Below are 15890 nucleotides of genomic sequence, written 5' to 3'. Positions count from 1 at the left end.
TTGGGACACTAAGTCCGGGACTGGCGGCGGTACTGGGCGGGGGAGCCGATCGTGGCGGGGTCCTCGTAGGAGCCCGCCTTGCCGCGGTCGACGTGGAAGGTGGTCAGCGTCGTGACCGGGGAGTTCGCGTCGCGGCGGTCGCCGATGACGCGCATGTGGGTGCTCCAGCGCCGCGGGGTCACCTCGTAGACGTCGTAGCCGTAGCGGTTGCCCTCGAAGTACTTCAGGTGCGGGTTGGCCTTGCCCATCACCGGGCCGTTGGCCTTGTTCCACTCCGCCGAGTAGGCACCCGAGGTGACCGAGTGCGCGGTGAACTCGGTGCCGATCACCGGTGAGGTGACGTCGTCGAAGTCGGGGCGGATGTCGTCCACGAACGCCGAGTGCCAGTCGCCGGTGATCACTACCAGGTCTTTCATGCCCGCGTCGTGCACGTGGGTGAGCACCTCCTTGCGCTCGGCGATGAAGCCGTCCCACTGGTCGGTGAAGTAGTAGCCGCCGCCGGTCTTCGCGAGCTGGCTGAGCATGATCGAGTTGACCCAGCAGTGCCAGGCGTCGCCCGCGCCGGAGACCCGCTCCTTCAGCCACGACTTCTGCTGAGCTCCGAGGATGGTGCCGTTGGGCAGGTTCTGCGCCGAGCGGAACTGCCGCAGGTCCAGGATGGTCAGCTCCAGCAGGTCGCCCCACATCCGCTGCCCGTGCACCCGCGGCGCCGCCGGGTCGGCGGCCCGCACCGGCATGTGCTCGAACCACGCCTGGTAGGCGGCGGCACGGCGCTTGACGAAGCTCTGCGATGCGGTGGTGCCGCTGTAGTCGTTGACGACCTCGTGGTCCCACGAAGTGTGTCAGCCAACTACACTAGCTAGGGCTCCTACCAGCGAGGATGGCGGATCATGAGCGCACCGACACCCCGGAAACGCCACCGGTTCAAGAAGCAAACAAGCGACCGGGCCGTGGTCGTCCCGTTCACGTCAGACGACGACGCCGCACTCTGCTACGTCCGGCAATCGCACTACTCGGATGAAAGCATGTCAAGCGAGGTGCAGGCGCGGGAGACGCACCGATGGACGAATGCCTATGACCTGCCGGTTGTCGCGACCGTGGAGGATTTGCACGTTTCCGGGGATCTGGAGCCTTATAAGAGAGACGGGCTTAGGGTGTGGTTGTCCGATGCGCCGCCGCAGCCGTGGAAGACGCTAGTTGTTTCCAAGCTGGACCGGTTGGTGCGCAATGTGATGGACGCGCTTACCTTGCTGGAATGGCTGAGGGCGCGAGGTAAGCGGCTGATCTGTATTGCGGAAGGTATCGATTCCAGCAATTCGATGTCCGAGTTCATGATCACGCTGATTGCCGCGTTTGCCCGCATCGAACGCGAACGGATGAAAGAGCGTTTCCGCGATTCGAAAGCGGCGCTCAAAGAAGCGGGTCGCTGGGCGGGGGAAGGCCACATTTACGGCACTATGCCGGTACAGTTGCCCGGCGGCGGATGGATTCTCGGACTTGACCCGTATGCGGTCAAGATCCTTCATGCCCTTTCCAAGTTGGCGCGGGAAGGGAAGGGCCTTGCCCAGATGTGCGAATGGTTGACGGCAAACAAAGTTGTGACACCACGGGACAGGCAATTGCAACTGGCTGCGGAACGACGCGGGGAAGACCCCGCAACGGTCGAACTCAAAGGGTACGAATGGAAGGGCACGCCGCTCCGCCGGTTGCTGGAAAATCCGGATCTTGTCGAGTTCGGAATCTTCGAGCCAGCCGAGCAAGCGGAAATAGTGGCCCGGCTGGACGAAAAAGCGCGACGGAAGTCCAGGGGCAGCAATCAGCCTTACGAGTTCTCCGGTGTACTGGTATGCGCCGAATGTCTTGAACCCTTGTGGCACCGTATCGCCTACCAAAAGCGGACCCGTAAAGATGGAACCGCAGTCGAGTACGAATACCGATACTGGCGCTGCCCGTCGCGTCGGCATGGTCTTGGGATGCGGGCGGAGGAAATAGAACCGATGGCACTAGAGGCGTTCTATAAGATCTTCGCAATGGTCCCGGTTCGGGAGCGTATTGTTCTGCCGCCTACCAGTCATGCGAATGAAATCGCCAAGTTGGAGCGGGAATACGGTAAACTGATGTCCGGCGTGGCGCGGGTAAAGTCGCCGGCAGACAGGCAGCGGATCATGAAGGACGGGGAAAAGATCCTGGCCGACATCGATACATTGCGTGCACTTCCAGCCGACCCCGGAGGGGTGCAGTGGGTTCCGACCGACCGCACTTGGCAGCAAGAGCTTGCGGGAATGTCAGCGGAAGACAGGCGTTTGCGGTGGCTCGAATTGGGATTCGCGTTCGCGGTGCAGAAGCGGACAGATGGCAGGTGGTCGGCTCGTTGGCGTCTGCCGGACGATTGGCGGGAAGCAATGCCGGAAGTCGCCGAATGGTACGACCGGGCGGGCGATACCGGCGACATGGTGGAAATCACGGATCTACTTGATTGGCCACAACCTGAGAAGTCAGAGCGCGGCGAGAACTAGACCACGGTCACCCCACACACAGGGAAACCCCCTCCGCCAACCTGGCGGAGGGGGTTCCCTTGTTGTGCGGGCGGCAGAGCGATCAGGGGCCGTTACGGGTCCCTACCGGGTGGTTGCGCCGGTATCAGTACTTCGCACACCGCATTGATCCTGGCGGTCACTTCGTGGATGTCCGCCCCGTCGACGCTCACCCACAGGGCGCCGTCCGGTCCCTTTGTGAGAGTCGCCGAGAAGTCCGAACGGTCGCGGTGTTCACCTCCTTCGGTGGTCGGTGCTGCTGTGGTGGCCGCTGGTCTGCGGGTGGGTCGTGACCGTTTTCGTGACCGGTTGGTCTTCGGTGCAGCGTCACCGTTGTTGGTGTCGGTCGGCTGCTGCTGAGAATCCCGGTCATGATCAACACTTCCGTTTCCTGTTCTGTTGTCGGTGATCTTGTGTGGTTGGGGGGTCACTGCGTGGTGGCCTCCTTTCCGGGGGGTGGAAAGTGCTGCACCCCTGAACTCCGGAAATGGCCTCCGTTTTGGACATGCCGGCGGCGGGTTTCTTCCGCCGGACGTCTCCCCCCTTGGGTTTCTTCCATTTGGGGGGCTAGTCGGGCGAAGCATCGGTAGCCCTTTAGTAGCGGTTGAGCAGCGGCGATGCCGACCGTGGGGGCTTCCGCTCTAACAGGTAGCTCAATCGGTAGCCCGGCAGGAACGTCTATCGGACCGTCGACAGGCGCCCAACTATTTTTTCCCGATCTTGTGTGGCTCCTCCCCCGCAGGGTGGGGGAGGGGCTGCACCTGGCGCGGTTGGTGGGCGCTGGTAGCGGGTAGCGGCCTGTCGCGGCGGCGGGTGCCTTCCCGGTGCCTGTAGGCGTGGCGGCCCCGCTGACGGGTGTCTTGCCGTTGGAGGGTGCTACCCCGCTACCGTGCTGGTCAAGGCCGGTTTTGTGGGATCTGGCCGCCGCTACCTGCCCGCTACCGGGTAGCGGCGGAGTAGCGGGGGTCATGATCGCTCCCGCCAGGTGCGCACGGCGGCGTCGATGATCTTCCGGTCGTAGCCGCGCCGGTTGCTCCCACCCTGTTTGATCTGTCCCGGCCCGACCCCCAACGGACGCAACGCGCCCGCCAGATCATCAGCACTCCACCCCGTGTATTTGTCGTTGACGGTCGCCAACCGGTTGAGCAGTTCCTCTGTCCACAAACGGGTGTCGGTGCCGAACGCGTCGAGCACGTCAGCGATCACCAGGTGATCGATGTCCGGCTCTGTCGTCCGATGCTTGCCGGGGGCGTTGAGAGGCTCTTCGCGGCGTCGTTGCCGCGCCCGCTCCCATGACTCCGTATCGATGCGAGGCACGCCGTGCATGGCTCGCTGGGAGCCGCGTTCGTAGGCTTCCGCTCCATCGAGGGGATAGACCTTCGACACGATCGGTTCGCGGGAGGCAGCGGCGTTGACGTAGGCGCAGCCCGCGTCCTCCGGTGATTCTCCGGTTGCGGGGTGAAGCCGGTCCGGTCGCCATCCTTCGGCGATCATGTTCGGCCCGAACACCAACCGCACATCGGCATGCCGTGACGCGTGCATGATCTTTAGCGCCGTGGTGTCGGCGATCGCGTCACCCAAGGTGTCCACCGTTGCTTCGGCGGACGCCAGGATCACGGTGACCCGCGATTTGCGGCCGATGCGGAGCAATTCCACCGCGAGCGCCTTCGCCGTTGGTGTGAGGCGGGTGTACTCATCGATGAAGATCACGACCGCGGGACGGTCCTCGCTGGGCTGCCACGCCTCGCCCATGCCCAGCGGATACAACATCCCCGGCCGCGCCGACGCCAACGCCACCGCATCCGCCAGCGCGGTTTCGATGCCGCGCGGGCTGCGCTCCCGCCGCCCGACCGACTCTCCCAAAAGGTCCAGACCATTACCGGCGGGGTCCAGATCCCACACCACCGCATCCCGACACGCGGCCACCCGGTCCGCCAGCGTCCGCAGCGTGACCGACTTGCCGGACCCCGGTGTCCCGATGACCACGCCGTGAACACCCAGCAGGCACAAGGACAAGTCGGTGCCGTCCATGCGTCGACCGATGATCAGTTCGTCCCGAATGGACACCGAGCCGGGTTGCAGATACGGGGCCTGGCCCATGTCTTGGAACGGGTCACGTTGGACCAGGCGCAGCACCACCCGCGCCCGCCGTGACCTATCCGGTGTGGGCAGCAACCCGCCGGAGGGCAGATCGAGCGTGGTTTCCAGCGCCTCAGCGCGGCTGATCACGCCGGCCGGGGTGCCGGTGCGAAGGATGATCGGGACTTCCCAACCCCATGGCTGACGTGCGGCCTCGCCGGCCGAACGCAACTCGATCCCTTCCGCCTGCAGCGCCCGCGTGACGCACTCCGCCGCCTCGGTGCGGGTGTGCGCGTCGGCGATCGGAAAAGGCGCGTCCTCCGCCTCTTCCTCCGCTTCTGGTTCGGCATCGCCCGGCGGGGTGGGCCGCACCGCGCGGCCCACCAACGCCAGCACCACGACCCCGCCGAGGATCAACCCGTACTCTGCGCGCCACCCGTAGTGGGCGACCAGCCAACCGACACCCCACCATCCGGCCAGCACCACGGCCACCAGCAGCAGCAAACGGCGACCGGCGGTCTTCTTCCACGCTTCCCGCAACCCTTTGGCCCGCCGGTAAAGGGCCAACTCGTCGGCCTCCCGCACCAGCCCGGAGTATTCGGGGTAGGCCAGCAGGTACCGCCACAACCGCAGCAGCAGCCACCCGCAACCCACCAGCACGTACACGAGCAGCCTCGCGAACGCGCGTGGCGCCCAGCGGACGAACCGGCGCAACGCGCGCCGCAGCAGCCGACCGGCCAGCGGCGGCAGGCTGTACCGCACCCAACCGCCCGCGTCCCGCACATACGGGGCACACCAACGACCAACCGCCCGCAGCACGCACACCACTACGCCGGCGAGGCGTGCCCAGCCGCGCCAGCCCAGCACCGCGCGGGCCGTGCGGACCGATGCCGTACAGGCGGACTTCATGCCGTTGGCCACCCGTGCCACCAGCACACTCCGACCCAGCCACAACGCCCACCAGGCCGCCAACTCATCGACCGTGAGCAGGAGCGCTTGCCACCAGGCCGCCAGCCGGACACGCCGGCCCGGCCGCTCTTCGGTTTCCGCCTGCTTGGTGGTGGCGCGATGCCTTCCCGTCGTTGTCTTCGTGGTCATCGGGCCACCTCCTGACCATCGGTGCTGATCAGGTGGTGAAGGGCGGCAGCGCAGCCCAAGACGGCGACCGGGATGCAGGACACGATGGTGGTCACCAGCCAGGGCGCCACCAGCACGCCGGCGGCCTTCATCTGGTGGTAGGCCACCTGTCCCAGCCCGCCGAGGACCAGCGAGCCCAGCGCCGAGAACGCCGCGAACCGGCGAGCCTGCCGGGTCAGCGCCGCACCCGACAGCCACACCCGCAACGCATAGACCGCGTAGGCCTCCAACCCGATCGGAAGCGTGATCGCGGTGTTGAGCCGGAAACCGTCCACGATTCCCGGCAGCGGGTGGACCACACCGAACCCGGTGAGTTCCCCAAGCCCGACCCAACCGGACCACACCGCGCTGAACGCGGGCAGCGCCAACAACCACAACGGCCACGACGCAACCGGCCTCCGCCCACCCGCCGAAACCGGGTGTCCGACCCCAACCACCTGGGAAAACACCTGCTCCGCGGAACGGTCGCCGACCGTCCTGCAGGACGCCTGCACCGAGGCGGTTTCGGCCTCCGGCGAGTCGCCTTCCGGGCTTCCCGCCGGCTCCCCACTGCGGGAGCCGGCCGCGTTCGGTGCCAGTTCCGCGAGTGCGGCCGATGCCTTCGGCGCACCCACCCGGAACCGGGTCATCACCGTGTTGCGCGAGGGGATCTCACCCAGCTCCACCGCCAACTGCCGAACGGCAGGAACAAGCTGCTCTAGGGGCAGGGGATACACGCGGGTGCTCATCGGCCACCACCACCCTTCGGGCAGCGGTCCCGCCGCTCACACTCATCGATGTAGCCCCCGGCCACCTCAGCAACCCGCGTGGCTTCCGTCTCGATCTCCCGATACAGCCACGTCGTCATAGGGCCATTGGCGACCTCTTCGAGGGCTTCACCCAACTCAGCCAACCGGAACAGTCGCGCCTGCAACCGCTCCCACTTCTCGATACCCATTGCGTTCCAGGCCATCCGGCCCTGCTCGTTTGTATTCATGGGACTAGTACGCCGCGAATCGGCGCCGACAACCATGAATGCCTGGGAATGCTGCATTCCACGGTGGAATAACCGCAGGTCAGAAAGCGTTAGGCATACTGAAGAACTTTCGACCCGAAGATCAATATTCCGTCGCGGACATAACAATCCCGCGATTATTCCTGTCCGGAATAACGATCAATCGATCGGATTCTCCCAGGAGAGCTCTAGGTGCATGCGTGGCCGGGCGGCCTGCGACCGAGCTTCTCCGGGGCGGTTCTTCGCTCCATCTGACGTGACCTGTCTCCAGGTGCCACACTGAGGCGTGGACAGGCACGGACCTTCGCCGTAGCGTTGGCTCGGAGAAGGGAAGGGCACGCAGATAAGGAGCGCATGAGCTTGGAGCCCAGCCGCAAGATGCAGTTCACGGCGGACACCACTCGCGAAATTCTGGAGCAAGTTTGCCGCATTGTCGGGTTGAACTGCCCCACTGCGACCCTGGCGAGACTGGGTGAGAATGCGCTTTATCAGCTACCCGCCAACGGCATAATGGTTCGAATCGGACGTTCGGTTGAGGCGGCACACAAGGAAGCGAATGTCGCGAATTGGCTCGAATCGCACGATTTCCCGGCTGTGAGACTCGCTCGCGGATTCGAGAGGCCGCTAGTCGTCGATAATGTGCCTGTCACATTCTGGGAATTGCTCGATAAGGACGACAAGCCGGTTACGTCGGCAGATCTTGGGCTGATGTTGCGCAAGCTACATGATCTTCCTGCACCTGAGAAATTTTCCCTACCGCGCTTTAAGCCCATGCCTAAAGTCTTCTCTCGTATCGCTGCTTTCCCGGATGGCCTCATACCCGATGACGACGTGGCGTTTCTTCGGAATAGGTCCAAAGAACTTGAGGAACGATTCACCAAAGTAGAATTCGAGCTTCCGCCCGGACCCGTACATGGTGATGCTCATACTAACAATCTCCTACGGGTCGCAGGCGGAGAGATCAAGCTGATCGATTTCGAGGATTTCTGTTATGGCCCTCGGGAGTGGGATGTAGTTGTTGAGGCCGTTCGCTACAAGGCTCTAAATTGGATCACGGAGGACGACTATCGGGAATTTGTTTCGGCGTACGGATTTGATCCAATTGAGTGGTCAGGCTTCGACACCTTGAGAGCCGCGCGAGAGCTAAATATGACCACGTGGATTGCCCAGCAGATCGGACAGAATCCGAAGGTGGATGCTGAGATACACAAGCGGATCAGAGACTTAAGGGACGATCAGCGGACCCGCCAATGGCACGCCAACTGACGGAAGTTGTAGCGCGATGTATTCACGGAATTCCCTGACCTGGGCGTGGCCGGAATATTGCTCCAACCTTCGGCAAAAATCAGTCAGATACGAGACAGTGCGAGACGATTTGAGTACAGCGGCAGTCTCAACAACGTCCCGAGCTACGATAAGTGCCTGATCGATGTCATTCGACTGTAGATGCGATGTTGCCAACACAGTCCGACAAAACGACAAGCTACGCACATACAGATTAGCAGACTCCTGGATTGACGCTGCGGCATGCTTCTCGGCAAATGAAGGTTTACCTAGATCTCGGAAGCAATGCGCAAACTCCGCATGCAGTTCTGCTTTATCGAAGTAGCTAATCCAGGCAGGGTCATTTTCGGGTCGGCTTTGACTCAGCCACGATTCCGCTTCTAGCAGGGCTTTGGTCGTATCCGCTTCCCTTCCTTGCGAAGCCAGTGCACGCGCTTCCATTGCGTGAAACAACGCCATCGCCGTAGGTGTGGCATGTTTCCGTGCACCTTGATGTGCTGCCCGCGCGAGATCAGCAGCTTGGACGTAGTGGCCGAGAAAGTTGGCCTGATGGGACATGCCAGCCAAAATCCGACCACAAAGAGCTTTGTCCCCTGCTGCTTTGGCTAGCCGGAAAGCCTGCGTTAGATAACGTTGGGCTAGTCCGTGCGCGCCAGTATCGTACGCAGTCCACCCCGCTAGGCGAGTCATTGCCGCAGCTGCGCACAGATATTCTCTGCCTACTTTCGTGGATGGCGTCACGTGAGGCAACAGCGGTGCGACCTCGGTTTCGAGGTATTTGGTAACCAAAAGCTTTGGGCGCCCGCCTCCGAACTTATAGTCAAAGTTCGCAAACATTGCCGTAGCATCCCGCAGAGCTTCCACGTCGAATTCCGTGACTTTACGAGGCTCCGCGGGCTGCAACTCTCGCTCGGTATCAGCAGATACAAACCATCGAACTAGGATTGAACTCCATGCCTCCGGTACCACCTCTAGTGAAGGGGGATTTTTTCCCTGCTGAAGCTGAGTGAGCGCGCGAATAGCCGTGACACTATGCTCAAGCTCCACGGGGTAATCCGCGCTTACAGCACCATTAAGCGCCGCCTGTTCAACCCCATCGAGCCGCAAATATCCTTCTTCGCGTATCCACAGGAGATCCACCGGCAGATGAAGTATCCTCGCATAATGTTCGAGAACGTCCGTGTTCTTTTCGTCTGATCTGCCGTTCTCCAACTTGCTTACTGTGGACTGTTGGAGTCCAAGCCAGCGAGCTAGCGTTTCCTGCGGGAGCGGCTTACCGAGTGTGTTTAGGTGGTACTTATGGGTTCGATAGGCGTGGAACACGCGACCTATGTGGCGACTGTCGAAGGCGGCGAAGAATTCATCTGTCTCGAAGAAATGACGTGGGTGCACACATGGCTTTTCGAGATACGCGTCCTTGTGGCAGGTTCCACAACGCGGTGAGGTGTTATCGGCCGCGAGCACCGCGCCGCAGCCTTCGCAGCGTCGAACCACGGGCGGGTTCGCTCTGCTGCCTGCCGCCCGCTGGTGCGGATGCCGCGCACTGTTCGCCGCTGAGTTCCTGCTGCTGGTCAAGTTGGCGCCTGATCCCCTCCATACCCGTGCTGACCAGCGTACATTCACTCGCTCGGCTATACCACCAAGCGGGCGCCAGGCCGAAGGTACCGCCTGTGACCTGCGGTTATTCCAGGCAGGAATAAGGTATGCCGCCTTTTACATAGACCCTGCTCACCGCCGATGACAGCGTCGATATCGGGCGCTCCGGGTCTCTGGCACGACCCCCGACCGAGCCGGGGCCTGGAGCTGCCCTCCAAACCGGACCCCGTTCGCAGCGCATCGGCGAACCCTCACAAGCAGGTGGTAAGGCGATGGCAAGCCTTCATGTCGACACATGTCCTCGGAATGCGGCAGCACACCACGCGGGTATCAGCCACGCAGTCAGGGCTTATGAAGAGCTTCTCGGCTGGCGCGTGACATGGACGGCCCCCAATTATCTGCGGCTGGACCTGCCACCCAATATGGCGGCGTTGTCTCTTCCTCGGGCACCTCTGGGCGAGAACCTTCGGCATCTACTTGAAGTCAACGGTCATGATGCGCCGATCATTCAAGTCCCAATTGATTCTGACTCCCAGCGATGGCTTTTCCTGGTCAGGGTTGATGTGGAAAAGGTGATTCCGACTATCCGTCGCCTACCGCGTCGGGTGTACTGCTCTGCCGGCGATTCCGTCGTACTACCACCGACGACCCTAAAATTCGGACAAGTGGAGTGGGTCAGACCGCCATCGTTGCATGCGCCGAAATTCCCAAAATTTGGGATCGCGTCCGATTACCTCAGCGAAATGGCAGAAGTGGATTAACGAGTTCTGCCGGACGGAGCTGTGCAGCAATGTATCGACAGTTCGATCACGCGCCGGCGTTGTGCATCTGCGGAATTTGGACGATCGTCGTTATCCTATTCGTTCAACTCATGACAGTGACAGCCATGGAGCTTTCGCGGCGGTACGAACGCCGAGCATGGGTGGATCGTGTTGCCAATGCTGGCCGGCATCAACGTCACACCGAAAACATAAATTGTTCTACTGATAAGTTTGAGTGATTGGCTGGTTTAAGGCGTGATTGTCACTGCATCTCTCACTACATGTGTCGCCCGCGCCGCTTACGGCGAGAAGGACGTCCTGCGGATGATTGAAGACATCCTCACAACCGATCACGTGGACTATGAGTCAGAGATGTCTGTCGGCAATGTCGAATTCTATACTAGCAAGGATGGCCCATTCCCAAATCACCGAATGCGTATCAGTGTCAAACCTGATGCGGGTTGCGCCGCTCTCTTCTATCTTGATCACGACGATTCAAATATGCCCGCTGCCATGTCGTTCAATTCTTCAGGCTGCCCTTCACATTCCAATCTGATCTTTAGCGGCGCAAGCCGGCAATTTTTCCCACGTACCGCCGCGATCCCAATTTCCCAAGCTCGCACAGCCCTTCACCAGTGGCTAGGGACCTGGAAACGTCCAACGCTGATCGAGTGGCGTCCGTACGACCCTTACTAGGAAAATCCGGCAAAGTCCTACTCACTCATCCATCCTCAGAAGTAGGTGGCATCAATGGCGATACCGGCGGAAAACGTCGCCAGCAGCGCGAAACAAGTAGAATACCGTGAGGCTTTGAACGCCGCTGCTCAGTTCTACGAACAACAATGCGGCTGGTCCCTCTTCAGGCCTGATGAAGATTACATGGCGTTGAGGATTCTCGACGGCATGGCGACGATATCCGTTCCGGAACATATCGGCGAAGAGGTTCGTTCGCGTTATGTCAAGACTTACGATTCCGTACCTGCGCATGACACCGGAACATGCAACCACGATGACCTCCCGATCATTCGGACCGCGATTTGCAAACGCTGGGTCTTTATTGCACAAAAGGATCCAAACCATGTAATCGAAATGTGGCGGGTCAGGCGGGATACCGGTGGCGCCGTGTACGCAGGTTCTGGACATTTTGTTGCTGCTCCTCCGAGCATCATAGCGAATGGACGACAAGTTGAATGGGTTGCCGAAGCTCTGCCAAACATGCGCGAACTTCCATCATTCGATTTGCTGTACGACATCGTTGGCGAAGTAGTGCGTGAACGAAAGGATGATCCAGGTGGCGCAAGTCCCCCGGTAGCTCGATCCTACGCCCCAAGTTCAAATGTGCCGACCGATCGGAATAGGTCTTTGCCTGCGCTATATGACGCCAACGCCAGTATCTCAGCGAAGCTGGAATCTGTCATAAGGGAGTATTTCTCGCTCGAACCGCTTGAAGCACTACAGACCGACTATGAAGAAGGCGCGGAGATTATCTCGGATCTAATGGCTGATACACGGTATGGAGAAAGGGCTCAGATGCTCACGGTCTACGCAACCTCTGCCATCTACAGCATGAATAACGAGATTCGCAAGTTCAATCAAGGTATCCGGGCCATCGCCGAGGAAATAATGGAGCACCTGACCAAAGAGCCCAACTCTGATCCGGCTGACTGAAATCCGGAATATGAACATTCCTATCGGCGATAAAGCCACTCATCGGGTTGCCACTTAGGCTAGGACATTCGAGTGAACATCTTCCGGGCTTGCCCTCGCAGGCCCGGAACTGTCAGACCCCCTCGGCAGACTCGCAAGGAAAACCAGGAAGGGAACCCATGGCGACGCATGAAGAAACCTTGGCATTGTTGGCACAGGGATCGCAGCAGAGCGGCGAGCTCGATGGAGCCATTCAGGAGGTAACACGATCTGCTGACGAGTTGTTTTCGTTGATGCAGAACGCGCTTGGCAACACAGATGCTTTCGCTGCCGTCTCCGGACCTTGCGAGGCCGTCATCGCGAATCTGAATAACGCCCAGCAGGCGGTTCAGCAGACGAGTCAAGCCATTGACGGGCTGATGGCCCGATTTCAAGGAGGATTCTAACCTGTCGTCTCATCCTCAGGGCACAAGACAAACAGGACAAGCCCGAGAGCGACCCAAATCAGTTCGGTCCCCTAATGGAGACAATTACCCAGCAGCAGCGACTTGGGGTGCGCACCTGATGGAGAGATATTCCCCGCCGAAAAGTGGGCTCCCCGTAAGGGGTTTGGCCCGACAGAAAGATCAGTCGAAAGTTTTTGAGTTCAAGCCTGGCATGGAGGACTGGTCTGTCAAAGTAACCAAGCGAGGTCATGAAATAAATGCTCCGAAAGAATTTTGGGATGCCGAGTTATATAGCCACGTGGAGTTTGAAACCGCAGCCTGGATGATTGAGTCTGGAAGCACCGAAACAGAGTTGATCATCAATCGGACTCCATGCGGTTACCGCAAAGACTTGGAGAAAGCTCCTGGTTGCCACCAGTACTTGCAGGGCTTCCTGCCACGCGGGTATAGACTGCATGTCTACGGCACCGACGAAGACGGCAAGAAAACGTTTATAGCTACGTACGAGGGGAAGAACCCACGGTGAATGTTCTCGAGCAAGGGCAAGAGCTTCTAAGGGAGATCCGTGACTATTGTTCCAACCCCGATGCGCCTCGTGTCCGATGGGTCTTAGAACGGCCTGACGGAAGCGTGCAGGACGAAGTATGGGGCATAAATGGACCTTCTCTCTCCGTCGGATTGGGCCCCTGCGTGGGAACCCTTACTTGGACTGCGCTCCATACGTCGTATATCGCGACGGGAGGGCAGAACACGGAGCCTGTGACCTATGAAGTGGGAGAATGGACCGATAGAGTCTTTCCGGTCGGGACAGAGCATCCAATTGACACGGTGATTTCTGTCGTAGAAAAGTTCATCGCCGATGGTGGTCGTTCTGATTTGGTCCAATGGGAGCCGTACGACTCCAGGGAACAGGAAACAATCCTGAAGGGTCAGGCGGCTAACGTGCGCACCACGCACCCGACTGGAGGGTTTTGATGGCGCTCGGCATTGTCGTTGCCACCTCGGTACTCTGAGGGCTCGACTGATGAGTTGAATCTCGGAAGGAAGCAGCAGCGTCATTGGATAGTTTGAGGCAACACGTCGAAAATACTGCCGGTCAAATTATGGGACTGGCTCAGCAATATTTTTCGGTGGCCCCCCTTGAGGCCATTCGAAGGGAATTCGATGACGGAAACCACGCCATCAATGCACTGTTGGAAGGCACGCGATTCGAGGACCGGATGGACTCCGAAATTGGTGCCCCCCTGATGAAGCTAGAAGAACTCGCCGACGCAATACGAAACTTCCATCGCTTCGTAGAAGAACTAACCGGTGAACTAGTTCAGAGTATCGGCCAATAGGCAGGACTCCGATTCGGAGTCTTCCTAGTTTGAGTTGATCAAAAGCTGCTGGCGTCGGTTTTCCTGTGTACGCACCCGAAGGCCAGCGTGTAGAAGACCAGGCCGTATCCGGGGCAGAGATACCTCAATCCGCCGTCTCGGGTGCGGCCTGGATTTTCGTGATCCGCTCTGACTGCTGCCGCACCGGACTGATCAGCCCCAAGAATGCGGCGGAGTCTTAATCGGCCAACGTTCGAACTCGCCACCAGCGAAAACGGGGTCATGGCGTTCACGCCAACTCAGTTCGGCATCCTCAAGGATGGCCCGCGACAACGGACTCAGGGAGTCGAGCACACCGCCCCCCGCCTTGAAGCACTCCAGGGGCGAACGGCCATCGCCCGGATTACGGGAGGTCTCCGACTCGTTCATGCCCCACTGTAACCCTCCCACCAGCGAATACGCGCGTCCGCTAACCCCCGTTCAGCGGCCGGGCCGGTGCTGGAAGACGTGCTATGCTGTTGTTAGTTGATACACGTGGTGGTCGTCCCAGGTCACGAACCACGGGTGCGCGGCGTGCGCGGCACGCAGCGACGGGTCGCCCTTGTACAGCGCGTGGCGGCGCCGGTAGTCGGCGAGGGTGAGGATCTCACCGCTCTCGTGGTCGCGGACGTGGTCGCCGCCGACCTTGCCGTGCTCGTAGATGTAGTCACCGAGGTGCACCACGAAGTCAAGGTTCTCCGCGGCGATCCCCTTGTGGGCGGCGTAGAAGCCGTCGTGGAAGGCCTGGCAGTTGGCGGAGGCGAAGCGGACCGAGTCCACCTTGCCCACGGGCGCGGTGCGGGTGCGGCCGGTGCGGCTGCGCTTGCCCAGCGCGGTGAAACCGTAGAAGTAGGCCCGGCCCGGTTCGAGCCCGTCGACGGCGACTCGGATGCTGTGCCCGCCCGCCGCGGTGGCGGCGACCTTGCCGCACCGGACGCGGCGCCGCAGGTCGCGGTCGGTGGCCACGGTCCACTCGACCTCGACGGTGTCGGCGAGCTTCTGGGTGTCGGCCAGCGGTTCCGGGGCCAGCCTGCTCCAGAGCACGACGCTGTCGGCCAGCGGGTCGCCGGAGCCGACGCCGAGGGTGAACGGCGCGGCATCCCAGGACGCGCCGAGCGCCTCGGCGGCGGCCCGGGCCTGGGCGGGGGAGAGCGTGCTGCTCAGCGGCCAGGCCAGGCCGAGTCCACCGGCGGCAGCGGCGGCGCGCAGCAGGTCTCGACGGTTCAACGACATGGGGTCCTCCCAGTGGTGGTGGGCAGTCGACCCACCCAACCCGCCGATCGTGGCCTGCACATGAGCACGACACGGACGAAGGGTGAACGTGAAAACCTTTCCATGGGGAACAGATTCGCGTGCGCACGACTTGAAGGAGGCGGACAGTCGGGTCATGGGGGGATTGGACCGATGCGGATTCTGATCACGGGCGGCTCAGGAGTGCTGGGCCGGGCGCTGGTTCCGCTGCTGGGCTCACACGAGGTGCTTGCGCCCAGCCGCGACGAGTTGGATCTGTTCGATGAGGCCGCGCTGCACGAAGCGACCCGCGGCATCGACGTGATCTACCACCTCGCGACCCGGATTCCGCCCGCGGAGCGCCGCGGTCTGCCCAGCGCCTGGGCGGAGAACGATCGCCTGCGGACCAAGGCGTCCCGGCTGCTGGTGGACGCGGCGCTGGACAACGGCGTGCTGACCTACGTGCAGCCGAGCATCGTCTTCATCTACCCGCCCGGCGAGCCCGCCGACGAGCGCACCCCGGTCCGCGCCGTCGCCGACCACCTGCGTTCCGCGCTGGCCGCTGAGGCCGAGACCGAGCGTTTCGCCAGTGACGGCCGCAACGGTGTCGTGCTGCGTTTCGGCCTGCTGTACGGGTCGGGAACGAACACCGCGCGGACGGATCTGGTGTCCTGTCTGCACATCGACGCCGTCGGGCAGGCACTCGTGGCGGCATTGACCGTGCCGAGCGGGATCTACAACGTGGTGGACGACGGCGAGCCGGTGTCCAACGCGTTGTACAAGAAACTCACCGGGTGGTCCCCCACCGGATGAAATCGGGTGCT

The 15890-nt window shown here is 61.3% G+C and carries 14 protein-coding genes and 1 pseudogene; 9 read left to right on the top strand and 6 right to left on the bottom strand.

Features of this window, described 5'->3' with window-relative positions:
• Window positions 1-8 precede the first annotated feature (8 nt).
• Window positions 9-818 (bottom strand): annotated as a pseudogene (locus ACU6XJ_RS07285) (alkaline phosphatase D family protein); the annotation flags it as partial.
• A 72-nt stretch (window positions 819-890) separates the two neighbouring features.
• Here ACU6XJ_RS07285 and ACU6XJ_RS07280 point away from each other — a divergent pair.
• Window positions 891-2516: a recombinase family protein gene (locus ACU6XJ_RS07280; RefSeq protein ID WP_476307918.1), complete on the top strand. Its 1626-nt coding sequence runs from the start codon at window positions 891-893 to the stop codon at window positions 2514-2516.
• A gap of 984 nt (window positions 2517-3500) precedes the next feature.
• On the opposite strand, the gene ACU6XJ_RS07275 is transcribed toward ACU6XJ_RS07280, so the two are convergent.
• The 3 genes from ACU6XJ_RS07275 to ACU6XJ_RS07265 are packed head-to-tail and all read right to left on the bottom strand — an operon-like array spanning window position 3501 to window position 6702.
• Window positions 3501-5711, bottom strand: coding sequence for a P-loop NTPase family protein (locus ACU6XJ_RS07275; RefSeq protein ID WP_476307917.1), 2211 nt, complete (start codon window positions 5709-5711; stop codon window positions 3501-3503).
• Window positions 5708-6478, bottom strand: coding sequence for an ABC transporter permease (locus tag ACU6XJ_RS07270; RefSeq protein ID WP_476307915.1), 771 nt, complete (start codon window positions 6476-6478; stop codon window positions 5708-5710). Before ACU6XJ_RS07270 ends, ACU6XJ_RS07275 begins: the two co-directional genes overlap by 4 nt.
• Window positions 6475-6702, bottom strand: a complete 228-nt coding sequence (locus tag ACU6XJ_RS07265) for a hypothetical protein (RefSeq protein ID WP_476307914.1) — start codon at window positions 6700-6702, stop codon at window positions 6475-6477. The genes ACU6XJ_RS07270 and ACU6XJ_RS07265 overlap by 4 nt, the downstream gene beginning before the upstream one ends.
• Before the next feature lie 396 nt (window positions 6703-7098).
• On the opposite strand from ACU6XJ_RS07265, the gene ACU6XJ_RS07260 reads away from it, so the two are divergent.
• Entirely contained in the window at window positions 7099-8010 is a 912-nt protein-coding gene (locus ACU6XJ_RS07260) for a phosphotransferase enzyme family protein (RefSeq protein WP_476307912.1), read from the top strand.
• Here the strand turns inward: ACU6XJ_RS07260 and ACU6XJ_RS07255 are convergent.
• Window positions 7969-9240: a hypothetical protein gene (locus tag ACU6XJ_RS07255; RefSeq protein ID WP_476307911.1), complete on the bottom strand. Its 1272-nt coding sequence runs from the start codon at window positions 9238-9240 to the stop codon at window positions 7969-7971. The two genes, ACU6XJ_RS07260 and ACU6XJ_RS07255, sit on opposite strands and share 42 nt — an antisense overlap.
• 656 nt (window positions 9241-9896) lie before the next feature.
• Here ACU6XJ_RS07255 and ACU6XJ_RS07250 point away from each other — a divergent pair.
• The 6 genes from ACU6XJ_RS07250 (at window position 9897) to ACU6XJ_RS07225 (ending at window position 13453) form a co-directional block, all read left to right on the top strand.
• A complete protein-coding gene (locus tag ACU6XJ_RS07250) occupies window positions 9897-10385 on the top strand; it encodes a hypothetical protein (protein ID WP_476307909.1) in 489 nt (162 codons plus the stop codon).
• A 324-nt stretch (window positions 10386-10709) separates the two neighbouring features.
• Complete coding sequence (locus ACU6XJ_RS07245) at window positions 10710-11081, top strand: Imm1 family immunity protein (protein ID WP_476313835.1); 372 nt, start codon at window positions 10710-10712, stop codon at window positions 11079-11081.
• Window positions 11082-11135: 54 nt separating this feature from the next.
• Window positions 11136-12053, top strand: a complete 918-nt coding sequence (locus ACU6XJ_RS07240) for a hypothetical protein (protein ID WP_476307907.1) — start codon at window positions 11136-11138, stop codon at window positions 12051-12053.
• Between the two features lie 158 nt (window positions 12054-12211).
• Window positions 12212-12478, top strand: a complete 267-nt coding sequence (locus ACU6XJ_RS07235) for a hypothetical protein (protein ID WP_476307906.1) — start codon at window positions 12212-12214, stop codon at window positions 12476-12478.
• Window positions 12479-12641: 163 nt separating this feature from the next.
• Entirely contained in the window at window positions 12642-13004 is a 363-nt protein-coding gene (locus ACU6XJ_RS07230) for a DddA-like double-stranded DNA deaminase toxin (RefSeq protein ID WP_476307904.1), read from the top strand.
• Window positions 13001-13453 carry an Imm1 family immunity protein gene (locus ACU6XJ_RS07225; protein ID WP_476307903.1) on the top strand — a complete coding sequence of 151 codons (453 nt, stop codon included), beginning with the start codon at window positions 13001-13003 and terminating at the stop codon, window positions 13451-13453. The genes ACU6XJ_RS07230 and ACU6XJ_RS07225 overlap by 4 nt, the downstream gene beginning before the upstream one ends.
• Before the next feature lie 854 nt (window positions 13454-14307).
• Here the strand turns inward: ACU6XJ_RS07225 and ACU6XJ_RS07220 are convergent.
• Window positions 14308-15069 carry an alkaline phosphatase D family protein gene (locus tag ACU6XJ_RS07220; RefSeq protein WP_476307902.1) on the bottom strand — a complete coding sequence of 254 codons (762 nt, stop codon included), beginning with the start codon at window positions 15067-15069 and terminating at the stop codon, window positions 14308-14310.
• A 171-nt stretch (window positions 15070-15240) separates the two neighbouring features.
• Between ACU6XJ_RS07220 and ACU6XJ_RS07215 the strand changes: the two genes are divergently transcribed.
• Window positions 15241-15879 (top strand): NAD-dependent epimerase/dehydratase family protein, encoded by a 639-nt coding sequence (locus tag ACU6XJ_RS07215; protein ID WP_476307900.1) that lies wholly within the window; start codon window positions 15241-15243, stop codon window positions 15877-15879.
• Window positions 15880-15890 lie beyond the last annotated feature (11 nt).

The sequence above is a fragment of the Actinorectispora metalli genome, assembly GCF_056323685.1.
The sequence above is the reverse complement of the archived record's forward strand: the minus strand, read 5'-3'. Positions and strand labels throughout refer to the sequence as shown.